Annotated in this window: 23 protein-coding genes; 13 read left to right on the top strand and 10 right to left on the bottom strand. The window is 48.5% G+C overall.

The annotated features are described in order from the left end of the window. Window positions 1-62 precede the first annotated feature (62 nt). Both B076_RS12350 and B076_RS0106910 read left to right on the top strand, forming a co-directional pair. Window positions 63-614, top strand: coding sequence for a lipocalin family protein (locus tag B076_RS12350; RefSeq protein WP_051347373.1), 552 nt, complete (start codon window positions 63-65; stop codon window positions 612-614). Between the two features lie 10 nt (window positions 615-624). Next, a complete protein-coding gene (locus tag B076_RS0106910) occupies window positions 625-1,170 on the top strand; it encodes a DUF924 family protein (protein ID WP_028486669.1) in 546 nt (181 codons plus the stop codon). 119 nt (window positions 1,171-1,289) lie between these two features. Here the strand turns inward: B076_RS0106910 and B076_RS0106905 are convergent, their stop codons facing one another. Together B076_RS0106905 and B076_RS0106900 are read right to left on the bottom strand one after the other, a co-directional pair. Beyond that, window positions 1,290-1,910 (bottom strand): FKBP-type peptidyl-prolyl cis-trans isomerase, encoded by a 621-nt coding sequence (locus B076_RS0106905; RefSeq protein WP_028486668.1) that lies wholly within the window; start codon window positions 1,908-1,910, stop codon window positions 1,290-1,292. Between the two features lie 148 nt (window positions 1,911-2,058). Further along, window positions 2,059-2,847 carry a TIGR01458 family HAD-type hydrolase gene (locus B076_RS0106900; protein ID WP_038150470.1) on the bottom strand — a complete coding sequence of 263 codons (789 nt, stop codon included), beginning with the start codon at window positions 2,845-2,847 and terminating at the stop codon, window positions 2,059-2,061. 172 nt (window positions 2,848-3,019) lie between these two features. Here B076_RS0106900 and B076_RS0106895 point away from each other — a divergent pair, with 172 nt between their 5' ends. Beyond that, window positions 3,020-3,715, top strand: a complete 696-nt coding sequence (locus tag B076_RS0106895) for a DUF4386 domain-containing protein (RefSeq protein ID WP_038150469.1) — start codon at window positions 3,020-3,022, stop codon at window positions 3,713-3,715. 86 nt (window positions 3,716-3,801) lie between these two features. Here the strand turns inward: B076_RS0106895 and B076_RS0106890 are convergent, their stop codons facing one another. Together B076_RS0106890 and B076_RS0106885 are read right to left on the bottom strand one after the other, a co-directional pair. Continuing rightward, a complete protein-coding gene (locus B076_RS0106890; protein ID WP_028486665.1) occupies window positions 3,802-4,881 on the bottom strand; it encodes an alkene reductase in 1,080 nt (359 codons plus the stop codon). Window positions 4,882-5,029: 148 nt separating this feature from the next. Beyond that, window positions 5,030-5,509, bottom strand: a complete 480-nt coding sequence (locus B076_RS0106885) for a protein-tyrosine phosphatase family protein (RefSeq protein ID WP_028486664.1) — start codon at window positions 5,507-5,509, stop codon at window positions 5,030-5,032. Window positions 5,510-5,628: 119 nt separating this feature from the next. Here B076_RS0106885 and B076_RS0106880 point away from each other — a divergent pair, with 119 nt between their 5' ends. Next, on the top strand, window positions 5,629-6,117 hold the full coding sequence (locus tag B076_RS0106880; RefSeq protein ID WP_051347233.1) for a GlcG/HbpS family heme-binding protein: 489 nt from the start codon (window positions 5,629-5,631) through the stop codon (window positions 6,115-6,117). After that, on the top strand, window positions 6,095-7,087 hold the full coding sequence (locus B076_RS0106875) for a lipid A-modifier LpxR family protein (protein WP_169721411.1): 993 nt from the start codon (window positions 6,095-6,097) through the stop codon (window positions 7,085-7,087). Before B076_RS0106880 ends, B076_RS0106875 begins: the two co-directional genes overlap by 23 nt. An 18-nt stretch (window positions 7,088-7,105) precedes the next feature. Here the strand turns inward: B076_RS0106875 and B076_RS0106870 are convergent, their stop codons facing one another. Continuing rightward, window positions 7,106-7,711 (bottom strand): DUF938 domain-containing protein, encoded by a 606-nt coding sequence (locus B076_RS0106870; RefSeq protein ID WP_028486661.1) that lies wholly within the window; start codon window positions 7,709-7,711, stop codon window positions 7,106-7,108. A 126-nt stretch (window positions 7,712-7,837) separates the two neighbouring features. Here B076_RS0106870 and B076_RS0106865 point away from each other — a divergent pair, with 126 nt between their 5' ends. Continuing rightward, on the top strand, window positions 7,838-8,161 hold the full coding sequence (locus B076_RS0106865) for a DUF4156 domain-containing protein (protein ID WP_028486660.1): 324 nt from the start codon (window positions 7,838-7,840) through the stop codon (window positions 8,159-8,161). A gap of 164 nt (window positions 8,162-8,325) precedes the next feature. Here B076_RS0106865 and B076_RS13020 read toward each other — a convergent pair whose 3' ends face one another. The 4 genes from B076_RS13020 to mfd all read right to left on the bottom strand — a co-directional run bounded on the left by B076_RS13020 (window position 8,326) and on the right by mfd (window position 15,065). Beyond that, window positions 8,326-10,248 carry an AAA family ATPase gene (locus B076_RS13020; protein ID WP_169721410.1) on the bottom strand — a complete coding sequence of 641 codons (1,923 nt, stop codon included), beginning with the start codon at window positions 10,246-10,248 and terminating at the stop codon, window positions 8,326-8,328. Window positions 10,249-10,377: 129 nt separating this feature from the next. Beyond that, on the bottom strand, window positions 10,378-10,797 hold the full coding sequence (locus B076_RS0106855; RefSeq protein ID WP_028486659.1) for a hypothetical protein: 420 nt from the start codon (window positions 10,795-10,797) through the stop codon (window positions 10,378-10,380). A 100-nt stretch (window positions 10,798-10,897) separates the two neighbouring features. Then, on the bottom strand, window positions 10,898-11,614 hold the full coding sequence (locus tag B076_RS0106850) for a CsiV family protein (protein ID WP_051347231.1): 717 nt from the start codon (window positions 11,612-11,614) through the stop codon (window positions 10,898-10,900). A 7-nt stretch (window positions 11,615-11,621) separates the two neighbouring features. Further along, complete coding sequence (gene mfd, locus B076_RS0106845; RefSeq protein ID WP_028486657.1) at window positions 11,622-15,065, bottom strand: transcription-repair coupling factor; 3,444 nt, start codon at window positions 15,063-15,065, stop codon at window positions 11,622-11,624. A gap of 117 nt (window positions 15,066-15,182) precedes the next feature. Between mfd and B076_RS0106840 the strand changes: the two genes are divergently transcribed. From B076_RS0106840 to B076_RS0106815, 6 genes are all read left to right on the top strand, one after another. After that, on the top strand, window positions 15,183-16,397 hold the full coding sequence (locus B076_RS0106840; protein WP_028486656.1) for an MMPL family transporter: 1,215 nt from the start codon (window positions 15,183-15,185) through the stop codon (window positions 16,395-16,397). Between the two features lie 216 nt (window positions 16,398-16,613). Continuing rightward, window positions 16,614-17,933: an NAD(P)/FAD-dependent oxidoreductase gene (locus tag B076_RS0106835; RefSeq protein WP_028486655.1), complete on the top strand. Its 1,320-nt coding sequence runs from the start codon at window positions 16,614-16,616 to the stop codon at window positions 17,931-17,933. 141 nt (window positions 17,934-18,074) lie between these two features. Further along, window positions 18,075-18,734 carry a trimeric intracellular cation channel family protein gene (locus tag B076_RS0106830; RefSeq protein WP_028486654.1) on the top strand — a complete coding sequence of 220 codons (660 nt, stop codon included), beginning with the start codon at window positions 18,075-18,077 and terminating at the stop codon, window positions 18,732-18,734. A 12-nt stretch (window positions 18,735-18,746) separates the two neighbouring features. Further along, window positions 18,747-19,997, top strand: coding sequence for a lipoprotein-releasing ABC transporter permease subunit (locus tag B076_RS0106825; protein ID WP_028486653.1), 1,251 nt, complete (start codon window positions 18,747-18,749; stop codon window positions 19,995-19,997). Further along, entirely contained in the window at window positions 19,990-20,709 is a 720-nt protein-coding gene (lolD, locus tag B076_RS12340; RefSeq protein WP_051347230.1) for a lipoprotein-releasing ABC transporter ATP-binding protein LolD, read from the top strand. The genes B076_RS0106825 and lolD overlap by 8 nt, the downstream gene beginning before the upstream one ends. 12 nt (window positions 20,710-20,721) lie before the next feature. Continuing rightward, the gene (locus B076_RS0106815; RefSeq protein WP_028486652.1) at window positions 20,722-22,662 is read left to right on the top strand and encodes an ABC-F family ATP-binding cassette domain-containing protein; all 1,941 of its coding nucleotides are present in this window, start codon (window positions 20,722-20,724) and stop codon (window positions 22,660-22,662) included. A gap of 104 nt (window positions 22,663-22,766) precedes the next feature. On the opposite strand, the gene B076_RS0106805 is transcribed toward B076_RS0106815, so the two are convergent. Beyond that, entirely contained in the window at window positions 22,767-22,973 is a 207-nt protein-coding gene (locus tag B076_RS0106805; RefSeq protein WP_028486651.1) for a YgaP family membrane protein, read from the bottom strand. 267 nt (window positions 22,974-23,240) lie between these two features. Here B076_RS0106805 and tig point away from each other — a divergent pair, with 267 nt between their 5' ends. Then, entirely contained in the window at window positions 23,241-24,554 is a 1,314-nt protein-coding gene (tig, locus tag B076_RS0106800; protein ID WP_028486650.1) for a trigger factor, read from the top strand. Window positions 24,555-24,621: the final 67 nt, after the last annotated feature.

The raw sequence follows: 24,621 nt of genomic DNA, 5'->3' as shown, positions 1-24,621 counted from the left end.
GAAACACTTGGGTTTGATTAAGTCCGCGTGAACCAATGCAAGATGAATTAAAAGGAAGCGTGATGCGAATTATAAAATGGGCAGGCCTGTTCAGTGTGTTGATGATGCAGCTGGGCTGTACGAATGTGCCGGATAAAGTAGAGCCGGTGAGCGGGTTTGAATTGCCGCGTTATTTGGGTCAGTGGCATGAAGTGGCGCGTTTGGACCACAGTTTCGAGCGCAATCTGCTTCAGGTGACGGCTACCTATTCGATGCGTGAAGACGGCGGTGTACGCGTCATAAACCGTGGCATCGACGCCCAGAGCGGTAAAGTCAAGCAAGCCGAAGGCAAAGCCTATTTTGTGGAGGACGAAACCGTTGGACGTTTGAAGGTCTCGTTTTTTGGGCCTTTTTATGGTGGTTATAACATCGCAAAATTGGCAGAGGATTACAGCATGGTGCTGGTGATTGGCCCGAGCCTGGATTACGCGTGGATTTTAGCGCGATCCGACCAGCCTGATGCCAGCCAGTGCCGCGAATTTTATGAGGCTGCCGAGCAGATCGGCATAACGGAAAAGTCCTGGATCAGACTGTTAGATTGTGGCCTGCCGGCAAATTTCAAGTCCCCGGCTTGAAGGAGGCATCATGACCCGTGTCAGTGAAATCATCGAATTTTGGTACACGCCACCGATGTCGGAACATTGGTTTAGTTCAACGCCCGAGATTGACGGATTGATTCGCAATCGTTTTGAAAGGCTGTGGGAACAAGCCTTACAAGGTGAGTTGGATGCCTGGCAACGGACGGCGGAAGGCTGTTTGGCTTTGTGTATTGTGCTTGATCAGTTTCCGTTGAATATGTTTCGCGGTGAGGCTAAAAGTTTTGCCACTGAACAAAAAGCAGTAGAGGTGTGTCGATATGCTGTGAGCAATGGATTAGATGAGCAGTTGCCTGTAGAGCGGCGCGCTTTTTTGTATATGCCGTTGATGCACAGTGAAAAACTGGCGGATCAGGATGAGTCAGTGCATTTGTTCGAGGCCACTGGACTGGAAGGTAATGCGCGTTTTGCCCGCCATCATCGCGAGATTATTCGCCGTTTTGGTCGATTTCCGCATCGCAATGCGCTTTTGGGCAGGACAAGCCGTGCCGAGGAAAAGGCGTATCTAACTTCAAAGGAAGCCTTTACCGGTTAGCAGAAAAACACGCCGAATATCAAAGCCATGAAATCTTAAAAAGAGCAGGCCTGCTCTATTGTGGCGAGGGCTAAAATGCGCAAGTCATAAAAAACCCGCCTTAAGCGGGTTTTGTTTTTTTAAGAAAGAATTTCCAGCAGTTCCACATCAAAGATTAAAGCGGAATAGGGGGCGATTTTACCGCCGGAACCTTGTGCACCATAGGCCAGTTCTTGCGGCACATAGAGGCGCCATTTTGAGCCGGTCGGCATCATTTGCAGGGCTTCGGTCCAGCCAGCAATCACACGATTGACCGGAAATTGTGCCGGTTGGCCGCGTTCGACTGAACTGTCGAAAACCGTGCCGTCGACCAGGGTGCCGTGGTAGTGTGTCGAGACGACTGATTCGGCACCAGGCTTGTCACCGCTGCCTTCGGTCAGGATTTCATACTGCAGACCGGATTCGGTCACGATAACGCCTTCTTTTTTAGCGTTTTCGGCTAAAAAGGCTTCGCCTGCTTCGGCGGCTTTCTGAGCTTTCTCAGCGGCCTTGACCTGCATGATGTCGTTGATTTCCTGAAAGGCTTTGGTAAAGGTTTCCTGGTCGATCGGGCTGGGCTTGCCTCCCAAAGCATCCATGACACCGGCGGCAATGGCCTCGGCATTGATGCCGTCAAACGGGTCTGAGGCAAATTGATCGCCTACTTGACGACCTAAGCCATAACTGACGATGTCTGGCGTGGTGGTATAGTTTTGTGACATTGCTGTCGTCCTTTTTAGTGAAAAAGGCAATCTTAGCATAATTGTGGCTGTGTTTGACCGTCACCGCACTGGTTAAGGGGTAGGAAGCTTTTTGCTTTTTGTAAAAAATGGTCAGGCCTGCCCATTTTGAAGTATTAAGAATAGAGAGTCATGAATCCGAAAGCAGGTCTGGCAGAGCCTTGATCGTTTCGATTAACCGTGCTTGTTGAGGCAACTTCTGCAGGTCTGTGTTTTTGAACTTTCCAGTCTTGACCAGGCAAGCTTGAAGACCGGCTTGGATGGCACCTTGCACATCGCTTTCGACGTCGTCACCGACCATGAGGCATTGATGCTTCTGCAGGCCGGTGGAGCGCACGGCTTCGGCAAAAAAGTGGGCATCGGGTTTGCCTAAAATCACCGCTTCGGTTCCACTCGCCCATTCGAGAGCATGAATGAAAGCCCCGGCGTCTAATTTGAGGCCGTCGTGGTTCATGAAGTATTTGTTTTTGCCGATGCCGAAAAACGGCATGCCTTGTTCCAGCAGGCGAAAGGCCTGGTTGAGGTTGGCGTAGTTCAAGTCGTCCTGGGCGTCGCCGAGCAATACGCAATTTGGGCTGTCGCTGCAGAGCTCAAGAAACTCCTCTTTGAGGTTTGGATGGAGAATGCAAAAGGGCCGCATTTGGTGGTTAAGCAGATAGTTTTTGGCCGCCTGCGGAGCGCTAAAAAGTTCGGATGCCTCGACTCTCAATCCCATTTGTTTTAGTTTGGAAAGTATTTGGCGCCGTGATTCGCTGGCCGTATTGGTAACGAATCGAAGGGTGTAACCCTGGTTTCGCAACCATTGCAAAGTGCTGTCGGCTCCGGGAAGGCGTTGTTCTCCCTCGTATAAGACACCACTCAGGTCAAGCAGGAGGGCTTTGATGTTTGCAAGTGTAACGTCTGGTGCAAGGTGGTTCATGCTCATGCCTTTTGTAAAAATTGTGCCGGTTTTCCTGAGCGATATATAGTTTGTTGTTTTTAAATAATTTTTTATATAATTGTTGGTGTGGTTTGGCGGTTTTGGATTTGTTCGTTCGAACCGGAGTAAATTCTATTTTAGTACAACGGCCAAGCATTTGGAGGGAATTGAAATGTCAGCTAACCATGCAATTATCCCTTCCTTGGGACAGGCCCGATTGGCGGGGTTTCTGTATCTGGTGATCATCGTCTGTGGTATCGGCAGCGAAGTCTTTATCCGTTCCGGCTTGATCGTTGATGGGGATGCCGCGGCCACTGCGGCAAATATTCTGGAATCGGACGGGCTGTTTCGACTGGGGTTTGTGGCCGATGCAATCATGCTGTTAAGTGACGTGGCGATTGCGGTGCTTTTTTATGTGTTGCTTAAACCGGTCAACCAAACGTTGGCTTTGATTGCGGCGGCGTTCAGGCTGACACAGGCCTCGATTCTGGGCTTTAACCTGCTCAATTATTATGCGGCCGCCTTGCTGATGAACGGCACAGTCTATCTGAATGGTTTGGAATTGAATCAATTGCAGGTTTTGGCGTCTTTGTTTCTGGATCTGCACAGCCACGGTTACGATCTGGGCTTGATTTTCTTTGGGCTTTCCAATTTGATTCTGGGTTATCTTTTGATTCGTGCCGATTATTTTCCCACGTTTTTCGGTTATGGGCTGATTGCGGCGGCATTGGTGTATTTGGCGGGCAGTTTTACGCGATTTGTGTTTCCGGATTATGCGGGGCTAATGGAGCCGCTTTATCTGATTCCATTGCTTGCCGAGCTAGCCTTTGCTCTGTATTTGTTGGTTAAGGGTGTGAGGGATCATTAGTCATTGTGGGGTAATGATTAATGATCGAGAGATTCTCAAAATGAGCAGGCCTGTTCATTTTGAGAAAGGTGCCTTGCAGGAAGGGGTTATTTTTCCATAAACGGATAGTCGGTGTAACCTTGTGGCCCTTCGGTATAGAAAGTGTCCGGATCTGGATCATTCAAAGCAGCACCCGCCTTGAAGCGTTCCGGCAAATCTGGATTGGCCAGGTAACTCACGCCAAATGCTACCGCTTCGACATCACCGTTGGCAATGGCCGCTTCGGCTTCTTCGGCGCTATAGCCCATATTGGCAATCAGGTTGCCTTGATAGAATTCTTCACACACCGACAGCACGTCCTCTTTCTGCTCCCCGAAAAAGTCGCTGCGCATGACATGCAGGTAAGCCAAATTATAGTCATTCAGTTTTTCGCTCAACCAGCGGCTCAAAGCCAGCGGATCGCCATCTTTCATGCTGTTGAAGCTGTTGACCGGCGAAATGCGCAGTCCGACACGATCACTGCCCCAAACCTCGCATACGGCAGTCAGCACTTCCAATAACAGGCGGGCGCGATTTTCGATTGAGCCACCATAGGTGTCGGTACGCTGGTTGCTGCTTTCGCGCAGAAATTGATCCAGAAGATAGCCGTTGGCACCATGGACTTCCACGCCGTCAAATCCAGCGGCTTTGGCGTTGATGGCCGCTTGTTTAAAGCCTTCTATGATGCCAGGAATCTCTGCCAAAGTGAGGGCGTGAGGTACAGTGTATGGTTGTTTGCCTTGCGGCGTGTGCACTTCATCTTTTATAGCGATGGCGCTGGGTGCAACCGGCTGTTTGCCATTATTGAGCGCGGGATGGCAGGCGCGACCGCCATGCCAAATCTGCAAAACAATACGGCCGCCTTTGGCATGCACGGCGTCGGTGACTTTTTTCCAACCGGCGATTTGTGCTTCGGAATAGATTCCGGGCTCTTTCCAGAAGGCGCTGCAGCCTTCCATGGCCATGGTCGCTTCCGCGATAATCAAGCCACCGCTGGCGCGTTGCGCATAATGTTCGGCCATCAGGTCGGTTGGAATATGGTCTTCCCCCGATCTTGCGCGGGTCAGAGGTGCCATGATGATGCGGTTAGGCAGCTCAATAGTGCCGAGTTTGAGGGGGGAAAACAAATGCGGATAAGTCTGTTGCATAATAAACCTCTTACAGTGATGGGGTCGTTTGTGTAATGTGTATTACAGTTAGCAGGTATATTAACACGCACAGGCAAGTCAAATACAGGGATAAAAAATAGGGTCATGGCAAAACGGGCAGGCCTGTCTGTTTTGGATGGCCAGCCCGTCAAGGTCGATAGGCTTTGACGAATTCAGTCTGAAAATCGTTGACCGGCATTCTGTCTCCGCGGGCTTTGGAGGCGATTTCAATGGCCTGTTCAGCCGGGATGCCGTGTTCCACCATCAGGCTGATGGCGACAATGCCGGCGCGCCCTCGTCCACCATGGCAGTGTATCGCCAAATGATGGCCTTTTTCCAGGTCTAGTTTCAATTGCGCATTCAAGGCCTTCAGGCTCTGCAGTTCCGGAACCGACATGTCCTTGATGGCAAAGTTGATGAATTCAATCTGATGCGCTTCGCATACGGCGGGTTCCTGATGCATCTTCAGCTCTTCAATCTCTTTGGGCAACAGCAAACTGATGACCTTGGTGACACCTCGGGCACGGTAGTGACTGACATCACGTTGCATCTGTTCATGATCGGGTTTGGGCATGACGGAGATCTGGCCATTGCCAAGTTGGCAGATAGGGTACAGTTGAGTGTTCATAGTGAGATGCCTAGAGCTGTGACAATAAAGCTATTTTAAACATAATTTAAAATCGTTTCTCGACAAATAGAATCACTGTTCTAAAATGATAGCTGACCCTAAACATGGAGAATTCAAAGATGAAGATGTTGAAAAAAACCGGTCTGCTGGTGTTGAGCTGTTTGGCCTTGTCCGCAAATGCGACCGATGTATTGGAAGAGAAAAACATCGGCATGGATCTGGCCATGGATATTGCCAGCGAAGCGGTAAATGCGTGTCGCGAAGCTGGGTTTTCCGTCAGTGCGGTCGTAGTCGACAAGCATGGCAATCAGCGGGTGGCCTTGCGTAACGATTTCGCTTCGAAATTCACCTTGCAGATTGCCGAGGAAAAAGCCAATGCCACCATCATGTCGGGCCTGAAATCCGGGCAATTCCGTGAAATGCGCGGGGATATTCGTCCGGAACTGAACCATGTGAACGGTGTGTTGATGATGGTCGGTGCGGTGCCGATTGTCAGCGGAGGGGTACGCATCGGTGCGATTGGTGTGAGCGGTGCCCCGGGCGGCGAAAAAGATGAAGCCTGTGTGGTGAAGGCGTTGGAAAAATTTGAAGATCGTTTGGCGTTCTAAGCGAATGCTCAAGATTCGCACGAGCGTACTGTCTGCTCTATTGGGTGTGCTGGCAATGTTTTTTGCGGTTAGGCTTTCTGCCGCACCGCTTGTGTTCACCTTGCACGTGGATAACGATGTGCTTTTCGGTACCGACAGGGAGTATACCGGCGGCTTTAAGTTTAAGTTCACGGCAGACACTTCGGACAGTGGCGAGGCGGTATTTGGCGGCCTGGATGCGATGTTGTACAGGATTGCCGAATTGAAACCGCACAGCGATCAGTTGGAGGTGGCGGTGGAAGCCTTTACCTTGACTCGTGTTCAAGGCAATCGTAAAAAGCCGGTGGCGGTGCTGAATGAAGCCTGGACGCATGTTGATTTGAGGCGATTCTATGTAAATCGGGATGTGCAGATGGGGCTGGATCTGAGTGTCGGTTGGCTGGGGCCGAACAGTCCGGGAAAGCCTTTGCAAAACGAACTCCATCAGTTGATTGGTAACGACTTGGTGGACGGCTGGGATCACCAACTGCCTGACCAGCCGACCGTGATGCTGGGCGCCAGTGTGAGAAAAACCGAGGCATATTGGCAGGATTGGGCTCTCTACCAATCGGCCTGGTTGAAGTTGGGCAGCCCAACCACGCAGGGATTTTGGGGCGCGGGTTTGATCAAGCAGGTCAACAGCGAACCGGTTTTTTTATATAACGACATCAATTATGCGGCACCGACAGGTTCCTCTCTGGGCTATTTCTATTACGGCAGTCTTGGCATGAGCTATCTGGGCTATACCGCTTTGTTGGATGGGCGCCTATTTGGCGAGGACGAACGTCTGTTGAGCCGTTACCATTGGATTCCGTTGGTGGAATATGGCATGGGAGTGACGTTTCGTGAGTTTGCCCTCACCTTAAGTGGCAATGCGGTCGGTCAGATTTATAAAAAACAACCGGAAGAGAGCTTTCACTTCGCTTCCCTGACAATGAACTGGCGCTTTTGATAGGGTAGTTTCTTTTCCCTAGAGTTTTTGCCAGCACAAAATACGATTGTTTTGCGGCATGGCGAAGTCCTGCTTGAACATCAGTCCTGCCACAGTCGCCAGTTCATTGAGCCACTCAAAATCTTTGATGCCACTTTTGGGGTCGCGGTTTTTGAGGAAAGCATCAAACTGCTGATTGCTCGGACTGGTGAATTCGCCTTTGAAATTAAAAGGTCCATAGACTACCAAGAGCCCTTGCGGCTTGAGTTGTTGGGCGATGTGTGCAAACAGATCGCTGACATTCTCCTGGCTCATGATGTGGAAACTGTTGGCGGTGAAGATGGCGTCATATTGGCAGTTTGGCCACTGCCGTGCGGAGACATTCAATTCGATTGGTTCCGCGACATTCTGCAGTCCCGAGTCCTTTATCCACAAACGGATACCGTCATGGTTTTCCGGTAAGTCGGAAGTTTGCCATTGCAGATGCGGCATCTGTTGCGCCAAATAGACCGCATGTTGGCCGGTGCCGCTGCCGATTTCCAAAACACTGTGCTTATTGGCGAACAGAGGGCTGAGAACCTTTAGAATTACCTCTTTGTTTTCTTCGCTGGAAGGGGCATAAGGTTTGGCTGCTGTGTTTTGCATTGTTTCGGTGACCCGTGTTTAAATGGTTTTCAAATTTAATTGGCCTTATTGTACGGCTGAACGGCCGCTGTGTTTAAAAATATGTAAAGCAATGAGGTTTGTGTTGATTTGCTGGGAGAGTTGAATATGAAAATGTTATGGAGTGTTGGTTGGTTGTTACTGCTCTTGAGTTTGGCAGGGTGCAGCTGGGTTAAGGTTAGTCAGCAGGGAGCTTTGGTGGCGGTGAGTGATTATGATTCAGTCGCCCATTGCAGCAAATTGGGTTTTACACGTTCTTTGGTGGCGCATAAGATCGGTTTTATTGAGCGCGACGCCGAAACCATGACCCAGGAATTGACCGACTTGGCTAAAAACGAAGCCGCTTTGATGGGCGGCGACACCATCGTGCCGCGCGCTCCGGTCAAACAAGGTCAGATGGTGTTTGATGTGTATCGCTGTCAGTTGCGTTAAAACTTAAGCGTAAGCCGCTAGGTTTTGTTGAAGCCGTATTTGAAAACCAACAGGCCTGTCCATTTGTGATTGGTGGCATGACATTTTTTTAACCGATTGTCACTGGCTCCGCCCTACATTTTAAAAAGCTGCAAATTGAGTTAAAAAGCGATTTAATACCATGTTTAGGGTAAACGATTTAAATCAACGGTGACTTTTTCGGTATTGTTACCTTGTTTAACGGTGGCGTAAGTGACGCTATCGCTTAAACAGCCAATGGTGTCAGCGTTGTAATAACGTCTTTCAATTAACCTTTCAGACAATGCATCCACATCCCCAATAAATTGGACATGCTCCGCACACTCATTCATGAAGTTTTGGACGATTGACTTGATTGTGCCGGCATCTGGCGTTAAATCCATGTGCTGGCTCAACCGGCCATACCTAACCATCGCCGGATCAATATCGTCAGGGTGATTGGTTGCCGCGACAATGAAGATGTCGTGCAACGGCTTTTCACCATCGATCGCCACGAGTAACTTGTTGGTGATCTCTTTGGTGTGAGGGTTGAGCTGGCGGTCTGCCAACACCCCCTCAGCCTCATCAATAAAAATCACGGCAGGCCTTAAGTCAGCCGCTTTTTTGATGACCACATCGATTTGTGAAGGTGATGATAAAAGCTCTTGCCCTGAAGTGGAAATGAAAGCCCATCCCAATTCCTTAGCCAAAGCCTTAGCCACGGTTGTCTTTCCGGTACCGGGTGCCCCAAACATGAGCATACCTTTAGGAACCTTACCACCAGAAGCCTCGATGCGGTGCCGATCTCGCATAATCTCGAGAATGACATCCAGAGCCTCCTTTTGAAACTTATTGAAGGATAGGTCGTTTAGGCCTATTGTGTTCTCAGAAAGTTGGTCTCCCAACCTGCCTTGAACCTCTCGTAAAGCGCGGCTAAGCAAGTCAATGTCGATGGTTCGGTTTTCTTCTCGAGCGAAGCGTTTCGCAATCTTGGCGATTGCCCGCATACGAGAAACCGAAAAACCTTCCCATCGAGCCACAACCTGTTCAACCATTTTTTCATCGACAGGGTAACCCAGTACGCCATCAAGTAAGATGAACTTACGCGCCTCGAAATCAGGTGAGTAAACTTCAATCTTCTTATCAAAGCGACCTTCACGAATACCGGCTCCATCGAGTTTATCGATGAAGTTGGTGGCCGCCACGATGAGAATGCCGTGTTCCTTGTACCCTCTATTGAGTTCCGCGATCGCGGTCAACAAGGTGTTGGCAGATTGATTCTGGTCTTGGTTCATCCCGCTGTCACCACGGTCTTGCAAAAACGAATCAATCTCGTCCAAGAAAAGAACACATGGCGCTTGAGCTTGGGCCGCTTCGAAAATCCGTTTGATTTTCTCCGTGGTGTCACCAATCCATTTAGAAGTCAGTTCTTGCGTTCTGGCTTCCAGGATCTTGACTCCAAGCTCACCGGCTAAGGATTCCGCCACAAAGGTTTTTCCATTACCGGGCGCACCAAATAACAAAATACCATTGCCACCCTCTTCCTTAAAGAAGTTTACTGTTTTAGAAAGTTCACCTTTCATGTTCTCCATGCCGTGAACGTCTTTAAAAGTAAAGCGCGGCAGTCTGGCTGGAAACTCATTGGCCGGTAACAGTTCGCCTTCCTGAGAAGGTTGACCATTGCCTGCTGGGATTGGTTGTTTTTGGCTATACGTTTCTTGTTTTGGATAAACTGTATAACCCTCGACTGATATCTCTATAATTTTTACAAACAAAAGAGATAAACCTATGTTAAAGAGGAAGGCACCAAAAATCCAAGTCATCGGGTTTTTTTCGGGCGTTACAATGCCGGATGAAAAGTAAAGAGAGGCCCAGAGGATGCCAGTCTTAGTGATGGTAAAAAGCAGAATCCTCCACCAATTTACAGGGAAAGGGCTGAAAGCAAGCGCCGTGAGCGCCGCAAAAAACAATAAAATGTAAGGAGAAATTATTGCTTCGGGCCAAATATACAAGATGCCTGCCGCCGGTATAAAAAAGAAGAACGACAAGGCTCCATGGCCAGCATAATCCCTTTTTTGGTTCTGTTTCACTTTAGTATCCATTGAATACTCCTTTAATTAATTTGAGTTTTTAAAAGTTCACTCATAATAAGGTTTCACCAGGCATAAAAAAACCTGTGATTACAGGTTTTTCATCGTTCCTAATTTGCGGCCCTGGCTCTATTGGCTGTGGGCGCTATTCATAAAATCGCTTTTAGAGGGCACTTTTAACAATGCGTCTTTGCCTTGAGAACCTTTAGAGCCTTGGGATTTAAGGGAAACGGCATTTCTGGCTTGCTTCATAGAGTCACCTAGCCGCATTCCTGTGCCAATGGCAGGGGGTTTTTTAGAAAACTCTCCACCCCTTCCACGGAAGGTTGAGCCAATGCCTGTTCCTCCACCGGTGATCGCTCCATAGCCTGCACTGACAGATTTGCCGAGGAGACCACCACTTGATCCCTTCCAACCGGCCTTGGCTCCAGACCCAGCGCCAGCCAAGCCTCCTACGGCACTACGCGCGCCCGCCTCTGCAACTCGTCCTCCAGCATTGCTGGCCATGCTGCCTGCGGAACCACCTACCATTCCACCGGCGCGACCCATGCACTGTATAATATTTAAACCTTAATGATGTCTAATTAAAAAGTGTTGTGCTATTGAGGGTATTTCAGTGTTTGTTAGTGTGTTTTTTATGGGCTGAGTTTTAGCCGTTATAGCGAATCTGTACCAGTATGCCGAACATCGGGTGGTCGATGTAGTGGAGTTGGTTGGGGCGGATCTTACGGGATTCTTTGAGTTTAAAACGCCAGTAATCAGGGGTCAATTCGTCGGCCGTGATTTTCTGATGCTGCATGAAATCGGCTTTGACACGATCCGGGATACGGCGTTCGAATTCCAGGTCAAACTCGACGTGAGCGTAACGGCTTTTATAGAGTTTGACCGTGCCGGAAACATGCGAAGCCGAGCCGGTTTGTTCGGCATTATCAATCAGCAACTTGGGCATGGTTTCATCGGCTCCGGTATCCTGCGACCAAGCTTGGTGAAACAGGATTCGATAGCCTTTTTTGGGTGTGAGTTTGGCCGCTTCGGAGGTGAGTCCATCGGGTTGCGCTTTGAGTTTCATGGTTTGGGTCACTGGCGTTGTCAGACTGCCGTTCAAAATGTCTTGCAAGGGTAATGCGGTTTCGTAATCGGGCAATTCGAAGGTTTCCGGCCAATACTCTTCGGTCCAGCTTCTGAGCGCAAAGGTTTCAAACACGATGACTTCGATGGTGTAATTCGGGTTTTCCTCGTTGGCTTGCGCACTTGAAAATAGGCTGGCAACGGAGAATACAAAGGCCGACAAGGCCGCAGTGGCAAAAAGTGGCAAAAAGTTAAACATTCTGAGCAGGCCTGCTGGTTTTGAAAAGTTGAAATTCATGATCGATTCAGTCGTTTTTTATGGATTTGATAATCAGTTCAATGGCGGCGATTCTTGATTCCATATCGGGCATTGTATCGAAAAACTTCAACTCGGTCTGGCCTTTTAGTTGGTAGTTCTTCGGGTAGGCCTGTATGAGCTGAATCAGTTTGAGCGGGTCGATATCGGGCTGTTGGTTGAACTGCACCCGCACCATCGCCTCCGAGGCGTCCAGTTTGATGATGCCGATCGGTTCAATCACCAGTTTGATCTGGGTCACGGCAAACAGGTTTTTGACCGTTTGAGGCAGTAGTCCGAAACGGTCAATCATCTCCACTTCCAATTCACGCAGGGCGTGTTCGGAATCGGCGCTGGCAATGCGTTTGTAAAATACCAGACGGGTATGAATGTCCGGCAGGTAGTCTTCTGGAATCAGCGCCGGTACGCCCAAGTCGACTTCCGAACCGGTGTGCAATGTGGTGTTGAGTTCCGGTTGTTTGCCGGACTTGAGTGCTTTAACCGCACGATCCAGCAATTCGCTGTAGAGTCCGAAGCCCACCTCCTGGATTTGTCCGGACTGTCCGTCTCCGAGCAATTCACCCGCACCTCGGATTTCCAGGTCGTGACTGGCAAGCATAAATCCGGCGCCTAAGGTGTCGTGTTTGGCGATGGCGGCGAGACGTTTTTCGGCATCGGCGGTAAGCAGGGCTTTACCGGCGGTGAACAGGTAGGCGTAGGCTCGGTGGTGCGAACGCCCGACACGACCGCGTAACTGGTGCAGTTGCGCCAGCCCGAACTTGTCGGCCCGGTGGATCAGGATGGTGTTGGCGGTGGGAATGTCGATCCCGGTCTCGATGATGGTGGTGCACACCAATATGTTGAAACGGCGGTGGTAGAAGTTTTCCATGACCGCTTCCAGTTCACGTTCGTTCATCTGCCCGTGGGCATAATCGACTTTGGCTTCAGGAATCAGCTTCTGCATGGTTTCAACCATTTTTTCGATCTTGTCGACTTGGTTGTATAGAAGATAGATTTGTCCACCGCGGCGGATTTCACGCAAGCAAGCTTCGCGTACTGTGTCTTCGTTCCATTCCTGTACAAAGGTCTGTACCGCCAGACGTTTTGCGGGCGCCGTGGCGATAATGGAGAGATCGCGAAGGTCGTTCATCGCCATGTTCAGGGTTCTGGGGATTGGCGTGGCCGTCATGGTGAGCACGTCGACCTCGGTGCGCAGTTTCTTCAATTGTTCTTTCTGACGCACGCCGAAACGATGTTCTTCGTCGATGATGGTCAGCCCGAGATTGGCGTATTTGACGTCTTTCTGAATCAGTTTGTGGGTTCCGATGATGATATCCACTTTGCCTTCTTCCAAGTCGGCCAGTACCTGTTTTTGTTCTTTGGCGGTCTGGAATCGGGATAATACTTCGATGCGCACCGGCCAATCTGCGAAACGGTTGCGGAAGTTCTCGACATGTTGTTGCGCCAGCAGTGTGGTGGGCACCAGCATGGCCACTTGTTTGCCGTCATAAGCGGCGATGAAGGCGGCACGCATGGCGACTTCGGTTTTACCGAAACCAACGTCACCACAAACCAGACGGTCCATCGGGCGGCTGGCATGCATGTCGTGGATGACGGCTTCGATGGCTTGTTGCTGATCGGGCGTTTCTTCAAACGGGAAGCTTGAGGCAAAACGCTGGTAGGCTTCTTCGGGCGTGTTGAAGGCGTAGCCGGGACGCGCTTCACGCTGGGCGTAGATATCAAGCAGTTCGGCGGCGACGTCGTGCACTTTTTCAGCCGCTTTGCGTTTGGCTTTTTCCCATCTGTCGCTACCGAGTTTGTGTAAGGGGGCACTTTCAGGCGTGGCGCCGGTGTAACGGCTGATCAGATGCAGGGAGGTGACCGGCACATAGAGTTTGGCTTCGCCGGCGTATTCAATCATCAGGAATTCGCGTGATTCCCCTTGAATCTCAAGTGTTTCCAATCCCTGGTAACGCCCCACACCGTGGTCGATATGCACGATGGGGCTGCCAATGTCGAGCTCAATCAGGTTGTTGATGGCGGCGTCGAAATCGCTGTGTTTACGTTTGCGTCGGCGCTTCTGAACGACGGTTTGTCCGAAAATTTGCGCTTCGCTGATGAGACTGAGTTCAGGGGTGTGGATAGAGTCTTCCAGCGGACTGACGACAATGCTGTAGGGGGCTTGAGTCTCCAGAGCTTGTTTCCAGTCATGCAGAATCTCGGGGTGTTGTTTGTGTTTGCCCAGTAGCGACAATAAGGTTTCACGCCGACCGGTGCTTTCTGCACTGTAAATGATGCGTCCTTGATATTGGTCGCAAAAAGCGTTGAGTCTGGCAAGCGGGTATTCGCTGTCGCTCTGCACGCTTAAGTTCGGCAGTTGCTGGGTATTGAATAGGGTAGTGGTTTTGGCGGTTTTTTCTTTTTGCAGGCTGATGCGGTGAAACGCCTTGAGTGCGCCCATGAAATCGGTTTTGGAAAGAATCAGCTCGTTCGGCTTGAGGATTGGGAAATCGGGGTTGTGCTGGCCGATCTGATAACGTTCCTGGTATGCCTCATGCACCTTGTCAATGCTCTCTTCGGTCTGGTCGAAATCAAAAAACAGGGTGTTGTCTGGCAGGTAGTCAAACAGAGAAGTCAGACTTTCATGAAACAGGGGTAGGTAATATTCAAGTCCGCCGGTGGTGCTGGCGTCACTGACCGCCCGGTAGAGCTGACAATTGCGGCTGTCGTCGCCAAAAAACTGACGGAACTTTTGACGGAATAGATCGATGCCTTCGGTGGTGAAGTCGTACTCTTTGGCCGGCAGCAACTGTATGCGTTCGATTTGCTCAATTGAACGTTGGGTTTCCGGATCGAAACTGCGGATCGATTCGATCTCTTCGTCAAACAGGTCGATGCGGAAAGGTATTTTGCTTCCCATCGGGTAGAGGTCGATAATGGAACCACGAATTGCAAATTCGCCATGTTCCATCACTTGACTGACACGCTGATAACCGCCAGATTCGAGTTTTTGTGCAAAACTCTGGATCTTGATGCGTTCGCCGTTGGAGAGCAGAAAGGTAAACTTCTGGATGTAATCGTACGGGACAACACGCTGAATCAGGGTTGAGACCGGCACAACCAGAATGCCTTTTTGGGTATCCGGCAATTGATAGAGGGTTTTTAATCGTTCGGAGATGATATCCTGATGTGGCGAGAATTGATCGTAAGGCAGGGTTTCCCATTCTGGGAACGACAATAGGGTTTGTTGGTCTTGTGTGAAGAAACGCAATTCATCCATTAAACGGTTGGCTTCCTGAGTGTCGGCTGTGACGACGACGACCAGGCCTGCTGATTTTTGACTTTGATTGGCGATGACTAAAGATTGCTCGGAAGGATTGAGGCTCGCCCAGTAAGAGCGGTTTCCTTTGAGTTTGATGGAGTCTAAGGCCAATAGGTTTGTCAATGCGCTCATGTTTTGATCAATTCTGTTAATGGAGTAAAACGGAATATTTTAAACTACCCATCCGGAGAGTGGGCGCAATTTCCGCCCGGATGTGAAAAACCAGATGAATCAATAAAAAGGGAAGGTATGTACGGTAATTGGGCGTTTAGTTGGGTGCAGGTTATGGCGCATAACAAAGTGCTTTTAAGTGTGCTTTGGAGCGGGATCAGTCTGCTGCTGATCTCAGGCATCGCACTGTTGGATCAACAGGTGTCCAATCAGGCATGGGGCTGGTTGCTTTTAAGTGTGGTGTTGATGAGTGTTGCGCTGGCCCGCTGGATGGATTCGATCAAAAGTGCGTTCCTGCAACTGCTGATGAGTCTGTATGTTGGTGCCATGACCTTGGGCGCGCTGGGATGGGCCGGGGTGGCGTTGAATGAATCCAGTCTGCTGGGCTGGGTGATTCTGATGACGTTAGTGACAAGTAACCTGATTCATATATTAAGCAGTTTATTGCGGGAAATGGCGCGCGGCCTATTTCAGTTTGATGCGCTGGCGGAGGCTCTGAAATTGAACAATACGCCGGTTTTTTTATCTAACTTTACCACCTTGCTGGGTTTTATGTTGGCTGCGTGGTATGAACCCGAGCTGGTTCCAATGAGTTGGGTCGTCGTCATTGGTGCCATTGTCAGCTATCTGGTGGCTTTAACTGTTTTGCCGATGATTCTGTTGAGTTGGTTGTTGGAGTTTCGCGTTGGTCACAGTTCGGATCGCATGGGCTATGCGTTTGTGGTTAAGTGGATGCAGTCTGCACCTCATAAGGTTAAGATGCTGATGTTTGTTTTGACACTGTTGCTGATGGGCTTGTGCTGGCTACAACGGGATTTGTTGCCGTGGTTCAGCCAAATTGTCTGGATGGTGGCGGGCATGTGGTTATTGTTTGCGGTTTTTTGGCAAAGCCTGAGCTTGGCATTGCTGAATACCCTGGCGAATTTTTTGGCGTTGACGGTGGCGGTGCTGGTGTTTGTTCTTTTTGTTCCGGCCCACCCATTGTCGGTATTATTGATTATGATGCCGTTGGGTTTGATTGTGGATGACGGCATTCATTTCTTCTCCCGTTACCTTCGCGCTAAACGAGGGGTGTTCTCGGATTCGGAATCGGCCGTGCGTTATGCGATGGCGAGTGTCGGGCGACCGATCTGGATGACTAGCTGGACGGTTATGCTGGGATTGTTTGTATTGTTGTTGGCTGGGCAAGGGTTGATTCAGCAGGCGAGTTTGATGACTATGTTGGCGCTGGTAGTGGCCACTTTGATGATTTTGTTTGTGGTGCCTGCGTTTTTGATCATGCGAAAACTGTAAAGGTTTTGGTTAAATATTGCGTTGAATTACATAAGGTAAAATTTTAGTCATTAATTAATTTAATTAATGCCTGATATGTAAATTTTATTTTTATTTTGCAGGGCTTTAGTCCATGATGGCTCTACTTACGTTAAGCAGGGTTTACTAATAAATAAGCTTAATTAACTACCATTAAAAAAGTAAATAATAATAAAAGACAAACAAAAGGATGAACACATGGCAACAGTGGTTGTAGTTGGATCTAGTACCGGAGGATTACCCATGTCTTACGATATTCGTAAGCACTTGGATAAAGGACACACTGTCAAGGTGGTGAATGCCATCGACGAATTCAATTTCGTCCCGTCCAACCCTTGGGTTGCAGTTGGCTGGAGAAAGCCGGAAGACATCTCATTCAAGTTAGAGCCTTATCTAACTCGTAAAGGGATTGAGTTCTATCATCAAACCTGTACTGGTTTGGATGCCGAAAACAATAAGATTACTTTGGATGACGGCACAGAGATGGAATACGACTACCTGATCTTATCGACAGGGCCAGCACTGGCGTTTGATGAGGTGGAAGGGTTTGGACCTAAGAGTCACGGTGGTAATACGGTTTCGGTTTGTACCACTCCACACGCAGTGGAAGCTTATGATCAGTGGGAAGAGTTTTGCAAGGATCCAGGACCAATTATTGTGGGGGCCGTTCAAGGTGCTTCCTGTTTTGGTCCAGCCTATGAATTTGCCATGATCATGGAAACGGATTTGCGTAAACGTAAAATCCGTAGCCAGGTTCCCATGACCTTTGTGACAGCTGAACCTTACATCGGCCATCTAGGTTTAGGTGGGGTAGGTGATTCCAAGGGGTTGATGGAATCGGAAATGCGTAACCGTCACATCAATTGGATTTGCAATGCCAAAACCACCAAAATCGAAGATGGCATGATGTACGTTGATGAATATAACAATCAGGGTGAAGTCATCAATAAACATGAATTGCCGTTCAAGTATTCGATGATGTTGCCGGCTTTCAAAGGGTCTAAGTTCTTGGTTGATTTGGTAGACTCCGATCCGGAAAAAATGGGTGGACCGCTTGTCAATCCGCGCGGGTTTGTTAAAGTCGATAAGTTCAGTCGTAACCCGACGTATCACAATATTTATGCTCTGGGTGTGGGGATTGCTATTCCTCCGGTGGACACTAAATGTCCCGTTCCATGCGGTACCCCAAAAACCGGCTTGATGATCGAGTCGATGGTGACGGCCATCTGTCATAACATCGAAGCGAATCTGGAAGGCAAAGAGCCTCATGAAGAACCAACTTGGAATACCGTGTGTCTCGCAGATATGGGGGATTCCGGTGCGGCGTTTGTGGCTTTGCCTCAGATTCCGCCGCGTAACCTGACTTGGGCCAAGAAGGGTAAGTGGGTGCATTTGGCTAAAATCGCGTTTGAGAAATACTTCATTCGCAATATGAAGGCCGGTAACTCTGAACCGATCTACCAGAAGTACATTATGAAAATGTTAGGTATTAACCGTTTGAAATCAGACAGCAAATAAGCTGACCTGATTCAGGTTATTTACGATGTACAAAAACGCCCTCAATATAGAGGGCGTTTTTGTTTGTGTGCTTATGACAAATTACGCATGCAATGTGCATATTGGAGTTTCCTTATTTAATCCATCCTATATAATGCGCCTATGACTTTAGCGCTGATATTGCAATATTTGGATTTACTGGGCACGGTAGTGTTCGCCATTACCGGACTTTTGGCTGCTCGTCGTAAACAGCTTGACCTATTCGGGGCCATTGTCATTGCCATGGTTACGGCGATTGGTGGCGGAACGGTGCGCGATCTGATCATTGATGTACCGGTTTTCTGGACTCAGAATGATATCTATATTTATGTCGTGGTCATTGCGGCGCTGCTATTGTTCTTTTTGGCACGATTTAAACGTCTGCCGGTCAAGTTGTTACTGTTTTTAGATGCACTGGGATTGGCTGTTTTTACCGTAATTGGCACACAAAAGGCGATGGCGTTAGGCTTTTCCGATCCGATCGCAATTATGACCGGAATCATGACCGGGGTGGTTGGCGGAGTCATCCGTGATGTACTCGTGGGTGAGGTGCCTTTGGTCTTCCGTAAAGAAATCTATGCCACGGCTTCATTTGTTGGAGCCAGTCTTTTATTGGTTCTAATAGAGGCCGGTGTTACGGTGGATTGGGCGGTCATGACGTCCATTCTAGTGGTGCTGACTATGCGTGTCTGGGCCATTGTCTTCAATGTTGAATTGCCAGTGTTTATCTCCTATAAAGGGCCGGATACTCAGTCCAGCGATCAGGATGTTCACAAATCATAACTTAGGTTAATTATGTTTAAAGCCCCGTTTGAATTGCAGTTAGGTTTGCGCTACACCAAAGCCAAAAGACGCAATGGTTTCATCTCTTTTATTTCTTTGTCCTCGATGATCGGTATTGCCTTGGGGGCGATGGCGTTGATTACTGTGCTTTCCATTATGAATGGCTTTCAACAGGAATTGCGGGATAGGATTTTGGGTATGACGGCTCACATGACTTTGACAGAGAGGGATGAGCGTTTATACGACTGGTCGACTCTTTATCATGAGGTCAAGCAGAACAAAGAAGTGCTGGGTGCGGCTCCGAATATTATGGAGCAAGGCATGTTGACCAGCGGCGACCAGGTAAAAGGCGTTGCGGTTCGCGGCATTCTGCCAGAGTATGAGGGGCAGGTAGCCGATATCGATAGCAAAATGATCTATGGTCATTTAGCGGATCTGCAGCCCAAAGCCTACAGCATCATTTTGGGTTCGGAGTTGGCCGGCAGTCTGGGGGTTTCAGTGGGTGATAAGGTCACTTTGATTGCCCCTCAGGGCAGTTTTTCCCCAGTTGGTATCGTACCGCGCATCAAACGTTTCACTGTTGTTGGGCTTTTCAAAGCCGGCATGCATGAGTATGACAGCGGTTTGGCGATCATTCATATCCAAGATGCACAAAAGGTGTTCAAGTATCGGGATGCGGTAGGGGCGTTGCAGTTGAAAATCCGTGACATGTTTGATGTCTATTCGGTTCGTCAGGATTTGGCGCAGCAGATTCAGCAGGTTTTTTATGTGCGTGACTGGACTCAGCAACATGCTAATTTCTTTAAAGCCATCGAGATGGAAAAACGCATGATGTTTATTGTGTTGGCGTTGATTATCATGGTGGCCGCATTCAATATCGTCTCAACCATGGTTATGGTGGTGACGGACAAGCAGAGTGATATTGCGGTTCTGAGAACATTGGGAGCGACGCCCGGGAGTATTCAGACGATGTTTATTATTCAGGGCTTGGTCATTGGCTTAAGTGGTGCCTTTTTCGGTCTGCTGGGCGGTGTCGCGTTGGCAATGAATATTGATGTCATCATTCCATTCATCGAAAACCTTTTGGGATTCAAATTCTTTCCGGCGGATGTTTATTATATTAGTGAAGTGCCTTCAAAACTGGTTTGGAGTGATGTGTGGTATGTAACCGGGTTGGCTTTTCTTTTAACTTTGGTTGCGACATTGTACCCGGCCAGAAAGGCCTCTAAAATTCATCCGGCAGAGGCATTGAGATATGAGTGAGACACTGAATCAAATGGTATTAAGCGCGAGTGCTTTGAAAAAGACCTATCAGGACGGTGTCATACCGACACCGGTGTTGACCGATGCCAATTTGACGGTGGAAGCGGGTGAGAAAATTGCCATCATCGGTTCTTCGGGCTCCGGAAAAAGTACCTTGTTGCATTTGATTGCAGGGTTGGATCAGCCGAGTTCGGGGCGAGTTGAGCTGATGGGGCAGCCTTTCTCCGAGTTGAGTGATGTGAAGCGTGGAAAGATGCGCAACCAGCATTTGGGCTTTGTATATCAGTTTCACCATTTGCTTGCCGAATTGACCGCGCTTGAAAACGTCATGCTGCCTTTGCGCATTCGCCGTGAGCCGGCTCAGTCGGCACAAGCCCAGGCAGAAGCGCTGCTGTTGCGTGTTGGTTTGAAGGATCGTATGCAGCATAAGCCCAGTGAATTGTCAGGTGGAGAGCGCCAAAGGGTTTCGATTGCGCGAGCTTTGATCACCCGTCCGGCTTTGATTTTAGCGGATGAGCCGACCGGTAATTTGGATCATGAAACGGCCGAGCAGGTTTTTGAGCTGATGCTGGAGTTGAATCAGGAATTGCAAACGGCTTTGCTGATTGTGACCCATGATCTGGAGCTGGCGAGTCGTATGGACCGACAGCTTACCTTGCTTGATGGTCAGCTGCACGCTGTTGCACACGCTTCTGACGATCAGAATCAATAAAGCGGGAGATCTATGTTAGCGATTCACGGGGTTAGCATTCGTGCCGGCGTAAAGCCGTTGTTCGAAAACGCCAGTTTGAGCATTCATCCCGGCCAGAAGGTCGGTTTAATCGGTCAGAACGGGGTAGGGAAAACCACCTTGTTCAAAGCGATCATGAACGAAGTGCCTTTGGACGCAGGGCAAATTTCAGTCCCCGCTAACTGGCTCATCGGTTATGTTGAGCAAGAGGTCAGTGATTCCAAGTTGTGCGCTTTGGATTACGTCTGTTTCGGTGACAGTCAGTATGCCGAGTTAGAGGCTAAAATCAAACACGCTGAACAACTCGATGACCATGATGCATTGGTTCGCGCACACGATGAAATGGATCGCATTTCGGGTTATGAAGTGCCGCAAAAAGCCCAGCAGTTATTGGCAGGCCTGGGCTTTTCAGTTCAGGACTTGAATAAGTCGATTCAGTCTTTTTCCGGCGGTTGGCAAGTGCGTCTGAAACTGGCTAAGGCGCTGATGCAACGTTCGGATTTGTTGTTGCTGGATGAGCCCACGAACCACTTGGATATTGAGGCGGTGGCTTGGCTGATTCAATGGCTGAAGTCTTATCAAGGTGCCGTATTGATGATTTCCCACGACCGCGATTTTCTGGATCAGGTTGTGCAGGGCATCGCGCACATTCAACATCAGAAAATTCACTATTATTCGGGTAACTTTGCCGCTTTTGAGCGTCAGCGCAATGAGCAGTTGATGCAACAGCACGCTTTACATGAAAAGCAGAAGCAGCAGATGCAGCACCTAAAAACCTTTATTGAACGTTTTAAGGCCAAAGCCTCTAAAGCCAAGCAGGCACAAAGTCGTGTCAAGGCTTTGGAAAGGATGGAGCAGGTGGCGGCTGTGCAGGCGACCAATCCGTTTCATTTCGAGTTTTTTGAGCCAAAGCATCAGCCCGACCCGATGGTTAAAGTCGAAAACGTGGATTTTGGGTATGATGATAAACCAATCTTGCAGCAGGCCAGCTTGGTGTTGCGCGCTGGTGACCGTATCGGTTTGGTTGGGGTCAACGGCTCCGGTAAAACAACCTTGATTAAGCTGCTTGTGGGAGAGGTTGAACCTCAGGCCGGAAAAATACAAATCAGTAAAGGCGTGACCGTCGGTTATTTTGCACAGCATCAGCTAGAGGCTTTGCAGCTTGAACATTCCCCATTACAACATATGTTGACTTTGGGAGAGGAAGTCAGCGACCAACAGGCCCGCGATTTTCTCGGCCAGTTCGGATTTACAAACGAGCAGTCTTTGACGCCAGTGGCCACCTTTTCGGGAGGGGAGAAGGCGCGACTCGCTTTGGCGATGATTGTCTATCAAAGGCCTAATCTGGTCATTTTGGATGAGCCGACCAACCATTTGGATATGGAAACGCGTGATGCGCTGGACATGGCGCTGCAAGAGTTTGGTGGCGCTTTGATTGTGGTGACTCATGACAAGCACTTGTTGGCCAGTATTGCAGATCAGTTCTGGTGGGTGCATGAAGGCAAGGTGACTTTGTATCATGGCGATTTGGAATCCTACCTACAAACACGTCTTAAGACCTTAAAGCAGAGCCAGGAGACGCAAAAGCAAGCCGAGAGGCTGGAAATGGACAGGCCTGTTCAAAATAAAAAGCAGCTGCGTCAGCAGAATGCGCAGCGTCGCAAACAGCTTGACCAGCTTTTAAAACCCCATTTGTCGGCTATGAAAAAGGTCGAAAAGCAAATGGAGAAGGCGCAGTCGGAGTTGGATCAATTGCATGAATTGATGGAAGACAGTGCTTTGTATGAGGCTGAAAACAAATCGAAACTGACTGAAATCCTGAAAACTCAAGCAAGTTGTGAGAAAGTTTTGGAAGAAAGTGAGTTGGAATGGTTGGAGTTACAAGAGCAAATCGAGCTCTGTACCCAGAGTTTTGAGGATTCGCAGTTTGATTGAACGCGGCGTTCCGACCTGATGGTTTGCAATTGGCTGCGGCTAATAAAAAAGGCCTTCTGGATGAAGGCCTTTTTTTGTTAAAGCATGGGTAATGCATGCGGCGTTTATTTTGTGAAAGCGTTGCCGTGCTTGAAGCCGAACTTGCGCAGGATTTTAACCATTGGACAGAATCCGGTGAAGCCTGAAAATATCAGGTTAGCGCCGACAAAGCCGGTTAGGTAAATCCACTCAGGGGCGTGGTAAACGCTCAAGATGGCACTTCCAAGAACCATGGTGCCGGCAACCAATAATACAATTCTTTCAATGTTCATGTTGTAATCCTTATGATAGAGGTGATTTTGGAATCTTGATCGAGGGACCGATATTCAAGCCAAAAAAACTGATAAAGCCATATAAAAAAGTTATGAAATTTTAGCATTTTTTAAAGTTCTGACAAAGTCTTAAAAAATATTTCTTGTTGTTTTTCTTTGTTTTTCTTTAATTTATCCCAATAAAAAAGTATAATTTTGCACCTTATTTCTAGCTAGTGTGTTTATGGCATGGTAGCGTCTTTTAATAACCAACTTTGAGAATAGAACATGCAAGTAACTGTAGAAAAGCCAGAACAAGGTCTTGAGCATAAAATTACTGTCACATTCCCATCTGATGAATTAAACAGTCAAGTCGAGAAGCGTTTGAGCGAAATCCGCCGTACGATCAAAATGGATGGTTTTCGTCCTGGTAAAGTGCCTCTAAATGTCGTTAAAAAACGTCATGGTGAGCAGGTTAAGCAGGAGATCATGGGTGAAAAGATCCAGCAAACATTCTACGATGCAGTTGCACAGGAATCACTGCAGGTAGCCGGTTACCCAATGTTTGATGAGTTGGATGATAAAGATGGCAGCATCACATTCACTGCGCGTTTCGAAACCTATCCTGAAATTACCGTTCCTGAATTTTCAGGTGTCGAAGTCGAAAAGATTTCTGCGGAAATCACCGATAAAGACGTGGATAACATGATTAATCGTCTACTTGAGCAACGTATGGCTTGGAAGCCTTCAAAAAGCGCAGCCAAGAAAGCCAAGAAAGGCGAGCAAGTAATCATTGATTTCGTCGGTAAAGTTGACGGTGAAGTGTTTGAAGGCGGTTCGGCAGAGAACGTTCCTTTGGAGCTTGGTAGTGGTCGTATGATCCCAGGTTTTGAAGATGGAATCATTGGCATGAAAAAAGGTGAAGAGAAAACCATCGAAGTGACTTTCCCAGAAGACTATCAGTCGGATGAGCTGAAAGGTAAGGTTGCGACTTTTGATATTACGGTTCACTCGATTTCAACTAAAACATTGCCTGAAATTGATGAAGAGTTTGTGAAGTCTTTCGGCATTGAAGCGGGTACCGAAGAAGCACTTCGTTCTGAAATCAAAGACAATATGGAAAAAGAATTGGCGCGTGCGGTTCAAAACCAGAATCGTACAGCCGTGTTGGACTCCTTGAATGAAATCGTTGATGTTCAGCTTCCAAAGGCGTTGGTTGATCAAGAAGTGCAAAGCCTAATGAATAACATGGTTCAAAAACTTCAGCAGCAAGGCATGAAGCCTGAAGATGTGAATATTTCCGCTGAACATTTCCAGGCAGATGCTGAGAAACGCGTCAAGTTAGGCTTGGTGATGGGTGATATTATTCGCGCCAATAAAATTGTTGCAAGCGATGAGCAGGTGGATGAATTTATTCAAGAACAGGCTTCTTCTTATGAAGATCCTTCTGAAGTCATCGATTGGTATAAGAAGAACCCTCAGGCTCTAAATGAAATCAAAGCGGTCATTGTTGAAAACACAGTGGCTGAAAAGATTCTGTCAGAAGCCAAGGTGACCGAAGTTAAGAAATCATTTGATGAAGTGATTAACCCGGCTGCCTAATTAGGTCAGAGCTGACATTAGAAGGCGATTTTCTGTAAGAAAGTCGCTTTTTGTATCAAAAACTTAA

The sequence above is a fragment of the Thiomicrorhabdus chilensis DSM 12352 genome (genome assembly GCF_000483485.1).
In the GTDB taxonomy this organism is placed as follows: domain Bacteria; phylum Pseudomonadota; class Gammaproteobacteria; order Thiomicrospirales; family Thiomicrospiraceae; genus Thiomicrorhabdus; species Thiomicrorhabdus chilensis.
Note: the sequence above shows the minus strand (reverse complement) of the source record. Positions and strands in the feature narration are given on the sequence as shown.

What these genes read in the sequence shown, in the direction of transcription:
- B076_RS12350 (WP_051347373.1), top strand. Translation starts at nt 63, where the DNA reads ATGCGAATTATAAAATGGGCAGGCCTGTTCAGTGTGTTGATGATGCAG.
- B076_RS0106910 (WP_028486669.1), top strand. Translation starts at nt 625, where the DNA reads ATGACCCGTGTCAGTGAAATCATCGAATTTTGGTACACGCCACCGATG.
- B076_RS0106905 (WP_028486668.1), bottom strand. Translation starts at nt 1,910, where the DNA reads ATGTCACAAAACTATACCACCACGCCAGACATCGTCAGTTATGGCTTA.
- B076_RS0106900 (WP_038150470.1), bottom strand. Translation starts at nt 2,847, where the DNA reads ATGAACCACCTTGCACCAGACGTTACACTTGCAAACATCAAAGCCCTC.
- B076_RS0106895 (WP_038150469.1), top strand. Translation starts at nt 3,020, where the DNA reads ATGTCAGCTAACCATGCAATTATCCCTTCCTTGGGACAGGCCCGATTG.
- B076_RS0106890 (WP_028486665.1), bottom strand. Translation starts at nt 4,881, where the DNA reads ATGCAACAGACTTATCCGCATTTGTTTTCCCCCCTCAAACTCGGCACT.
- B076_RS0106885 (WP_028486664.1), bottom strand. Translation starts at nt 5,509, where the DNA reads ATGAACACTCAACTGTACCCTATCTGCCAACTTGGCAATGGCCAGATC.
- B076_RS0106880 (WP_051347233.1), top strand. Translation starts at nt 5,629, where the DNA reads ATGAAGATGTTGAAAAAAACCGGTCTGCTGGTGTTGAGCTGTTTGGCC.
- B076_RS0106870 (WP_028486661.1), bottom strand. Translation starts at nt 7,711, where the DNA reads ATGCAAAACACAGCAGCCAAACCTTATGCCCCTTCCAGCGAAGAAAAC.
- B076_RS0106865 (WP_028486660.1), top strand. Translation starts at nt 7,838, where the DNA reads ATGAAAATGTTATGGAGTGTTGGTTGGTTGTTACTGCTCTTGAGTTTG.
- B076_RS0106855 (WP_028486659.1), bottom strand. Translation starts at nt 10,797, where the DNA reads ATGGGTCGCGCCGGTGGAATGGTAGGTGGTTCCGCAGGCAGCATGGCC.
- B076_RS0106850 (WP_051347231.1), bottom strand. Translation starts at nt 11,614, where the DNA reads ATGAATTTCAACTTTTCAAAACCAGCAGGCCTGCTCAGAATGTTTAAC.
- mfd (WP_028486657.1), bottom strand. Translation starts at nt 15,065, where the DNA reads ATGAGCGCATTGACAAACCTATTGGCCTTAGACTCCATCAAACTCAAA.
- B076_RS0106840 (WP_028486656.1), top strand. Translation starts at nt 15,183, where the DNA reads ATGTACGGTAATTGGGCGTTTAGTTGGGTGCAGGTTATGGCGCATAAC.
- B076_RS0106835 (WP_028486655.1), top strand. Translation starts at nt 16,614, where the DNA reads ATGGCAACAGTGGTTGTAGTTGGATCTAGTACCGGAGGATTACCCATG.
- B076_RS0106830 (WP_028486654.1), top strand. Translation starts at nt 18,075, where the DNA reads ATGACTTTAGCGCTGATATTGCAATATTTGGATTTACTGGGCACGGTA.
- B076_RS0106825 (WP_028486653.1), top strand. Translation starts at nt 18,747, where the DNA reads ATGTTTAAAGCCCCGTTTGAATTGCAGTTAGGTTTGCGCTACACCAAA.
- lolD (WP_051347230.1), top strand. Translation starts at nt 19,990, where the DNA reads ATGAGTGAGACACTGAATCAAATGGTATTAAGCGCGAGTGCTTTGAAA.
- B076_RS0106815 (WP_028486652.1), top strand. Translation starts at nt 20,722, where the DNA reads ATGTTAGCGATTCACGGGGTTAGCATTCGTGCCGGCGTAAAGCCGTTG.
- B076_RS0106805 (WP_028486651.1), bottom strand. Translation starts at nt 22,973, where the DNA reads ATGAACATTGAAAGAATTGTATTATTGGTTGCCGGCACCATGGTTCTT.
- tig (WP_028486650.1), top strand. Translation starts at nt 23,241, where the DNA reads ATGCAAGTAACTGTAGAAAAGCCAGAACAAGGTCTTGAGCATAAAATT.